The organism is Roseateles sp. (assembly GCF_036404855.1).
In the GTDB taxonomy this organism is placed as follows: Bacteria; Pseudomonadota; Gammaproteobacteria; order Burkholderiales; family Burkholderiaceae_C; genus Pelomonas.
On sequence record NZ_DASWYS010000292.1, the window covers coordinates 22,415 to 28,414 of the forward strand.

At 68.7% G+C, this 6,000-nt stretch carries 5 protein-coding genes; 4 read left to right on the forward strand and 1 reads right to left on the reverse strand.

The window, feature by feature from the left end:
- The first annotated feature begins 93 nt into the window (after nucleotides 1–93).
- From VGF12_RS19350 to VGF12_RS19360, 3 genes are read left to right on the forward strand one after another with little or no spacing between them, the layout of a single operon-like run.
- The gene (locus tag VGF12_RS19350; protein WP_331177683.1) at nucleotides 94–1,515 is read left to right on the forward strand and encodes a pitrilysin family protein; all 1,422 of its coding nucleotides are present in this window, start codon (nucleotides 94–96) and stop codon (nucleotides 1,513–1,515) included.
- Between the two features lie 19 nt (nucleotides 1,516–1,534).
- A complete protein-coding gene (locus VGF12_RS19355; protein ID WP_331177684.1) occupies nucleotides 1,535–2,959 on the forward strand; it encodes a pitrilysin family protein in 1,425 nt (474 codons plus the stop codon).
- A gap of 52 nt (nucleotides 2,960–3,011) precedes the next feature.
- A complete protein-coding gene (locus tag VGF12_RS19360) occupies nucleotides 3,012–3,434 on the forward strand; it encodes a hypothetical protein (protein WP_331177685.1) in 423 nt (140 codons plus the stop codon).
- Here the strand turns inward: VGF12_RS19360 and aceK are convergent.
- A complete protein-coding gene (gene aceK, locus VGF12_RS19365; protein WP_331177686.1) occupies nucleotides 3,431–5,185 on the reverse strand; it encodes a bifunctional isocitrate dehydrogenase kinase/phosphatase in 1,755 nt (584 codons plus the stop codon). The two genes, VGF12_RS19360 and aceK, sit on opposite strands and share 4 nt — an antisense overlap.
- A gap of 118 nt (nucleotides 5,186–5,303) precedes the next feature.
- Here aceK and VGF12_RS19370 point away from each other — a divergent pair.
- Nucleotides 5,304–6,000, forward strand: a 697-nt coding sequence (locus VGF12_RS19370) for an extracellular solute-binding protein (RefSeq protein ID WP_331177687.1), incomplete at its 3' end; no start/stop codon positions are given.

The window sequence follows — 6,000 nt, forward strand, 5'->3', positions numbered from 1 at the left end:
CGATTGTCGTCGCCCGCCGGGTTAACCCACCGTGCCGAGCGGCACCCCCCGCACAAACCGCGACACTATGCGGCATCCCATTCAGGAGAACCCATGTTGAAGACCACCCGCCGCGCGGCGATGGGCATGCTGGCCACCGCCAGCCTCGTGCTTACTGGCGCCTTCGCGCACGCCGCGCCGTCGGCCGACCGCTGGCAGATCCCCGTCCACACCAAGCAACTGGCCAATGGCCTGACCGTTGTCGTCTCGCCCGATGCCAGCAGCCCCACCGTGGGCATCAGCGTCGTCTACAAGGTCGGCATGAGACTGGAGCCGAAAAACCGCACCGGCTTCGCACACCTGTTCGAGCACCTGATGTTCCAGGGTACGCCCACGGCGCCCAAGGGCGTGTTCGACAAGGTCATCACGTCCGGCGGCGGCAACAACAACGGCTCCACCCGTCCCGACTTCACGAACTACATCGAGACTGCGCCGTCCTCGGCGCTGGAATCCATGCTGTGGCTGGAGGCCGACCGCATGAAGACGCTGGACTTCAATCCCGCAACGTTGAAGAACCAGCAGGATGTGGTGAAGGAGGAGATCCGCGTCAACGTACAGAACCAGCCCTATGGCGGCTTCATGTGGCTGGACATTTCGGCCCTGGCCTTCGACAAGTGGGAGAACGCTCACGACGGTTATGGGAGCTTCGTCGACCTGGAGAATGCCAACCTGGACGATGTACGCGCCTTCCACCGCGACTTCTATGGCCCCAACAACGCGGTGCTGTCCATCGCCGGCGACGTGACGCCTGCCCAGGGTTTCGCGCTGGCCGAGAAGTACTTCGGCAAGATCGCCGCGCGCCCCACGCCCAAGCCCTCGGACTTCAGTGAAGGCCTCAATACCAAGGAGCGCCGCCTGACCCAGCCCGACAAGTTGGCCCAGGTGCCTGCCATCGCGGCGGCCTGGAAGCTGCCTGCTCGCGCCAGCAAGGATCAAGCCCCGTTCGCGGTGCTGGGCCAGTTGCTGGCCGGCGGCGACGCGTCGCGCCTGTATCAGGGTCTGGTGAAGGGCCGAGAGCTGGCGCTGAACCTCGACTCGTTCTACGGCCTGACCGGCATCTGGGAATACGACGGCCCCAGCCTCTTCACCGTCTTCGCGCTCTACAAGCCGACGACGAATGCCGACACGCTGCTGGTCGCCATGGACGAGGAGATTGCCCGCATCGTCAAGGACGGCGTCAGCGACGCCGAACTGAGGAACCTCAAGACCGCACTGCTGGCCGACTGGTACAACGACGCAGAGATGTTCCTGCGCCGCGCCGACCGCCTCGCCAAGCTGCAGGCGCTGTGGGGTGACGCAAGCATCGTCAATCAGGTACCTGACTGGATCGCCGCAGTGACGTCGGCCGACGTGCAGCGCGTGGCCGCTGCCTACTTGACCACTGCCAACCGCTCGGTCATCGACCGCAAGCCGGCCGCCATGCTTGCGCCCCCCGCCGCCGCCCAGGCGGCTTCGCAAGCCGCCTCCAAGCCCTGATGCCGAAGGACCGATGACGATGACAACCGCAAACTCCTCCTTCCGCCTCGCCCTGCTGGCCGCCGCCTGCGTGCTGGCCGGTGCCGCCCAGGCCGCCGGCGCCGCGCTGCCCGCGGAGCTGCCGCCTTTCGGCCAAGACAAGCCGCTGGCAGTGCCCAAGATCACCCAACAGACCCTGCCCAACGGACTGCAGGTCTGGGTGGTGCCGCGCAACGGCATCCCGCGCGTGGATTTCGTGCTGGCCGTGCGCGGCGCCGGCTTCGGCGCCGACTCGCCCGACGAGCCCGGCCGCGCCAAGCTGCTGGCCGGCCTGCTCTCCAGCGGCACCGCCAAGCTCAGCTCCAAGCAGATCGCCGAGGCCGCCCAGGCCATGGGCGGCGCGCTGTCCGCCGGCGCCAGCAACGACGGCATCAGCGTGTCGGCCTACGCATTGGCCTCGCACGCGGGCGAGATGGCGCGGCTGCTGGCCGACGTGGCCCGCAAGCCCGCCTTCCCCGACAACGAGGTGCAGCTCGCCAAGACCAACGCACTGCAGGGCCTGAAAGCCAGCAGCACGCAGCCCGCCTTCCGCGCTGCCAAGGCGCTGGACGGCGCCATCTACGGCACCCATGCCTACGGCCGCACACAGGAGACCGAGGCCGCCATCGGCAGCTTGAGCGCCGAGAGTCTGCGCGCGGAGCACGCGCGCCGCTTCCGGCCCGACCGCACGCTGCTGGTCATCACCGGCCGCATCGACGCTGCCGCGGCGCTGAAGCTCGCTCGGGAGGCCTTCGGCGACTGGAAGGCCGCGGGTGAGGCCCCGGCCGATCTCACGGCCCCGCCGGCCGCCATGCCGGTGCAGCGCCTGCTGCTGGAACGCCCCGGCAGCGTGCAGGCCACGCTGCGCCTGGGGCGCCCCGGCATGGTCGCCAGCGGCGACGAACAGGTCGCCCTGCGCCTGACGGGCACCATCCTCGGCACAGGCTTCTCAAGCCGCATCAACCAGAACCTGCGCGAGGAGAAGGGCTACACCTACGGCGCCCGCGCCGGTGCGGTGTCGTCGCGCGTGGGTGGCGCCATCACCGGCGGTGCCGACGTGCGCAACGAGGTGACGGGAGCGTCCATCACCGAGTACGTTAACGAGTACCGGCGCATCGGCGCCGAGCTGGTGCCCGAGGCCGAGATGGCGATGAACAAGCGCTACATGGCCGGCAGCTACCTCGTCAGTACGCAACTCCAGGGCTCCGTGGCGCGCCAGTTGGCGGGCAACTGGCTGGTCGGCCTGCCAGCCGACTTCCTCGGCAAGTTCGTGCCGGCGCTGCAGAAGGTCAGCGCCGCCGAAGTGCAGGCCATGGGCAAGAAGTACTTCAACCCCGACGAGCAGAGCTGGGTGGTCGTCGGCGACCCGGAAAAGATTGGCGAGCAGCTGAAAGCCTTCGGGGAGTTCAAGGTTTACAAGCCTTGAGCCCGGGCGCGGGCCGCCGGCCTCGGGGTCGGCGCCCGCGCCGCTGCATGACGTGAACCGGCCGCAAAGGCCGGCCATGCACGGGGCGTTGTTGCCGATGACACCGAACTTCGCCCCCCTCGCGGCCTCGGGCTTCATGCTGCTGGCCGGGCCCACGCTGGCCCAGCAGGCGCCCTCGCCTGCCACCGCAGTGGCTTGCCATGTCGCGCCGCCGCAGGTTCCGGCCGTGGAGTGGCGCGGCATCGCGTCGTACCGGGCCAAGGCGACGGTCAAGGACGGCCGCGTGGTCGCGGTCGAGATCGCATCGCTGAAAGGCGGCGTGGAGCGTCGCGCGCAGCGCGCCCTGGTGATGGCCATCTCGCAGGCGCTGCAGAGCGCGCAGTGCCCGCCACGCGACCACGAGTTCCAGCAGGACTTTTCCTTCGATCTGCGGCAGCCGCTGGTGCAACCAGCCTCGGCAGCCCAGGGCGACTAGGCAGCGCCCCCCGAGAACCTCCGCGCAGGGTCGTACGGGAACACGTCGTGCACGTGTCCCGCCAGGATGCGCTCCTTGTGCGCCTGCCAGAACGCGGCGTCCAGCAGATCGGCGTGGTGACGCATGAATGCCTCGCGCACCTGCGGGTTGCCCAGCAGGAAGGGCCCGAAGGTCTCCGGAAACACGTCGCGCGGGCCGACCGCGTACCAGACCTCCCCCGACATCTCCTCCTCCTCGTTGCGCGGCTCCGGCACGCGGCGGAAATTGCAGTCGGTCAGGTACTCGATTTCGTCGTAGTCGTAGAACACCACCTTGCCATGGCGCGTCACGCCGAAGTTCTTCCACAGCATGTCGCCGGGGAAGATGTTGGCGGCCACCAGGTCCTTGATGGCGTTGCCATACTCAACGACGGCATGCTCCAGCTGCGCCGGCGTGGCCTCCTGCAGGTAGAGGTTGAGCGGCACCATGCGACGCTCAATGTAGAGGTGGCGGATGACGAGGTCGTCGCCGTTCTCCTCCAGCAGGCTGGGGCAGAAGTGCCGCAGCTCGGCCAGCAGTTCGTCGTCGAAGCGCTGGCGTGGGAAGGCCACGCGCGTGTATTCCAGCGTGTCGGCCATGCGGCCCACGCGGTCGTGCGCCTTCACGAGCAAGTATTTGCCCTGGATGAGCTCGCGGCTGGTGTCCTTGGCCGGCGGGTAGAAGTCCTTGATGACCTTGAAGACGAAGGGCCAGCTCGGCAGGTCGAACACCAGCATCACCATGCCCTTGATGCCAGGCGCGATGCGGAACTTGTCGGACGAGTGGCGCAGGTGGGAGAGGAAGTCGCGGTAGAACAGGTTCTTGCCCTGCTTCTGCAGGCCCAGCGCTGCGTAGATCTCGGAGCGCGGCTTGCGCGGCATCAGCGAGCGCAGGAAGGCCACGTAGGCGCTCGGCACTTCCATGTCGACGAGGAAGTAGGCGCGCGCGAAGCTGAACAGCGCCAGCAGGTCGTCCTCGCCGAACAGCGCGGCGTCGATGAAGAAGCGGCCGGCCTCGTCATGCAGGATGGGCAGGGCGAAGGGCGTCTCGCTGAAGCCGTTGATGAGCTTGCCGACGACGTAGGCCCCCTTGTTGCGGTAGAACAGGCTGGACAGCACCTGCAGCTGGAAGTTGGCGCGCAGCCGGGAGTCACCGAGCTGGCGCTGCAGGGCGGCTAGCACCCGTTCCACGTCGGCGTCCAGGTCCCCGAACCGACCCTCCAGCTGGAAATTGGTCACGACGCGCTTGACCGTATCCCGCAGCCGCCCGGGCGCGGGGTAGTAGGCGCGGTAGGTGGGCCTCGCCGCGGGCTCGTCGCTCTCGATGTACTCGGTCGAGATGGCCGGGCGCACGAAGATGAAGTCGTTGTGGAAGTAGGCGTGGTGCAGGATGCGCGTGCACACCGAGTTGAAGAAGGTCTCCGCGAGCTCGGGCTGCCGGTGGTTGGTGAGCAGGCCGATGTAATGCAGCTTGACCTGCTGCCAGACGCCCATCGGCAGCGACGACGCCGCGAAGCGCTGCTCCAGCAGCGCGGTGGCCTCGGCAACGCGGGCGTCGTAGAACTCGATGCGCTCGCGCTGCGCCCGCTGCTGGCCGTGCCAGTCGCCACGCTCGAAGCGCGCCTTGGCCTCGGCCGAGGTGGCACGGAAGAGCTTGTAGTGCCGATCGAAACCGCCCAGCAGGGCCAGGGCGATGTCGAAGGCGCGCGGATCGACGAGCTGGGTCGGGAACATGGCGCGACTTTATGAGCCCGAGCGGCAAACCCTGAGCCGGGGCGGCCCGGTGGGCTCGCAAAATACGGGCTTGCTCGCAGTACCCCGCCTCCTCCTTCGACGCCGACCATCCTGGCCCTTGCGGCTCGGCACCAGCCTGCTGGCGCTAGCCAGCCTGGGCGCAGGCGCCGCCGACAAGCCCGGCGAACTCAACGTGCTGCACTGGTGGACCTCGGCCAGCGAGCGCGCCGCGGCCGACCTGGTCGCCGCGCGCATGGCCGAGAACGGCCTCAAGTGGGTGGACGGCGCCGTGGCCGGCGGGGGTGGTGCGGCGGCCGTCAAGGTGCTCAACGAACGCATCTTGCGCCGCATGGCTCCCAAGGTGGCCCAGCTCATCGGCCAGTCGATGAACGAATGGGCCGACATGGGCCTGCTGCTGAACCTGGACGACGTGGCCGCGCGGCGCCACTGGGCCAAGGTCATGTTCCCGACCGTCATGGCCCAGCTGCGCGCCAACGGCCATATCGTCGCCGCGCCGCTGGGCGTGCACCGAATCAACAACCTCTACGTCAACACCGCACTGCTGCGCCGCCACCGCATCCCGGTGCCCACCGACTGGGATGGCCTGCTGCGCAGCGCCGCGCAGTTGCGTGCGGCCGGCGTGGTGCCGGTGGCCTTCAGCGACGAGCCCTGGCAGGTGGCGACGGTGTTCGAGGCCCTGCTGCTGGGGGAGGCCGGTCCGGCGCTGTACCGGCGCATGCTGGTGCAGCACGACCCCAAGGCCTTCGAGGATCCGGCGCTGGAGCGCGCGCTTCAGCGGCTGCGCGCCTGGCGCC

Bases quoted from the DNA above. Each gene is read 5' to 3' on its own strand.
- VGF12_RS19355 (WP_331177684.1), top strand. From the start codon at position 1,535: ATGACAACCGCAAACTCCTCCTTCCGCCTCGCCCTGCTGGCCGCCGCC.
- aceK (WP_331177686.1), bottom strand. From the start codon at position 5,185: ATGTTCCCGACCCAGCTCGTCGATCCGCGCGCCTTCGACATCGCCCTG.
- VGF12_RS19350 (WP_331177683.1), top strand. From the start codon at position 94: ATGTTGAAGACCACCCGCCGCGCGGCGATGGGCATGCTGGCCACCGCC.